Raw genomic sequence first — 1,932 nt, 5'->3', positions numbered from 1 at the left:
GCGGGGCCCGCCTGCCGCCCGCTCACGCACACAACGACCCACCACACCACGCCCTCGGGGGCCCGGCGCCCCCCCCCGGCCCCGCGCCCGCCCCCCCCCCCCCCCCGCCGGGCGAGGGCGGCCCTCGTGCCCGGCCGCACCGCGGTGTGGCTGGAGCGCGACGGCGACATCTGGTGGGGCGGGGTGCTGTGGACCTGCACCCCGTCCAGCGACGAACGCGGCCGCGTCCAGGCGCAGTTCCAGGCGGGCACGTTCGACTCCTACCTGGACCACCGCATCCTGGCCAGGGACATCTCCTACACGGCGACGGACCAGTTCGAGATCGCCCGGCTGCTCGTCGCGCACGCGCAGGACCAGCCGGGCGGCGACATCGGCATCCAGCTCGGCAACGAGATGTCCGGCATCGCACGGAACTGCGCCTTCGCCTACTCCTCGCTGACCAGGGTGCGGGAGCTGCTGGACCAACTCGCCAAGCTGGCCGACGGCTTCGAGTGGCGGGTGCACTGCTACCGGGACGCCGAGGGCCGGCGGGCCAAGCGGCTCCAGCTCGGCCACCCGGTCATCACCGCCGGCGCCGCCGACATCGTCCTGGACCACCCGGGCCAGGTCCTCACCTACAGCCTGCCGGCCGACTCGACCGTGCAGGCCGACGTGTGGGTGGCGCGCGGCGACTCGCCCAACACCGACCAGGCGGAGGAGTCGCAGCCGCTCACGGTCTCCGTGGAGTCGCCCGAGGACCTGGCGGCCGGCTGGCCCCGGTTGGAGTCCACCTCGGACCACAGCGGGGTCACCGACGCGGCGACCCTGCGGTCCCTGGCCGGGGCCGAGCTGTCCCGGCAGCGCATGCCCGAGGTGATTCCGGAGATCACCGTGCGGCTGGACGGCCGGATCACCCCGGCGCTGCTCGGGGCCCGCATCCGGCTGCGACTGCGCGACCTGTGGCACCAGCAACCGCAGGACGAGCAGTACCGCGTCGTCGGCATCGCGGTGGAACCGCCGCAGCGCACCAAGGCCGAGACGGCGACCCTCTACCTGGAAGGGGTGTAGGACATGGCCACCATCCCCACCGACCTGCTGGACCGCGTCCGCGAGATCGAACGCCGCATCCGGGGGCTGATGGCGAGCGCCAACAGCAGCCCGGCGATGAACCAGGTCGGCAACGGCGACATCGTCGTCGGCGCCCTGGGGCGCATCCGCGCCAGGACCTCGCAGGGCGAGGACCTGCTTCTGGTCGGCCGGGTGCAGCCCGACCGCGACACCGACGCGAAGGCGTACCAGCAGGGACTGGAGCTGCGGCGCGACGACGGCTCGCTGGCCCTGTCGCTGATCACGACCGACCCCGTGAACACCCCGGTCCAGGCGCTGCGCGTCCTGGACCACCGGGGCGACACGGTCCTCGCGACCGACTCCTCCCGCGGCGGCCTGGCCCGCCCCTATCTGCCGTTGCCCACCCCCGCACCGGTGCGCAAGGCGGCCTGGGAGTCCACCGGCTCGACCGACTGGACGACGCTCTACGCCGGGCCGGGCTTCGCCCAGCACCCCCGGGTGTACTGCGTGCTGGCCGTCAGCGGGAGCGTCGGCGCGGCCGTGCGGCTGCTCGTCGACGGCGCACCGGTCGGCGCCGAGCAGACGCTCACCGGGACCGTCGGGCAGACGGCGGACCTCACCGCGACCCTCGTCGAGGACCTGCCGGCGTCGTTCGGCGACACGGTGAACTTCGAGATCCAGGCGAAGGTCGCCGCCACCGGCGACACCGTCGCCTGCCTGCCGCGCGGACTGTACGGCGTGCAGTCCTGACGGTCCGATCCGGTCCCCGCGCGCGCCCCGCCGCCGCACCCCGGAGGGGGGGGGGGGGGCCCGCCCCCGCCGGGGCCGGGGGGGCGGCGGCCCCGCCCCCCCCCCCCCCCCCACCGAGCACAAAGGATCTAAACA

The 1,932-nt window shown here is 75.0% G+C and carries 1 protein-coding gene and 1 pseudogene; both read left to right on the top strand.

Annotation, left to right across the window (positions count from 1 at the left end; all coding sequences use genetic code 11):
• Positions 1 to 108: 108 nt before the first annotated feature.
• Positions 109 to 1,047, top strand: a pseudogene (locus tag ABZ371_RS11255) (hypothetical protein); the annotation flags it as partial.
• A 3-nt stretch (positions 1,048 to 1,050) separates the two neighbouring features.
• A complete protein-coding gene (locus tag ABZ371_RS11250; RefSeq protein WP_358676757.1) occupies positions 1,051 to 1,797 on the top strand; it encodes a hypothetical protein in 747 nt (248 codons plus the stop codon).
• Positions 1,798 to 1,932: the final 135 nt, after the last annotated feature.

Origin of the sequence: Streptomyces sp. NPDC005899, from assembly GCF_040629645.1 — a bacterium.
GTDB lineage: Bacteria > Actinomycetota > Actinomycetes > Streptomycetales > Streptomycetaceae > Streptomyces.
Note: the sequence above shows the minus strand (reverse complement) of the source record. Positions and strands in the feature narration are given on the sequence as shown.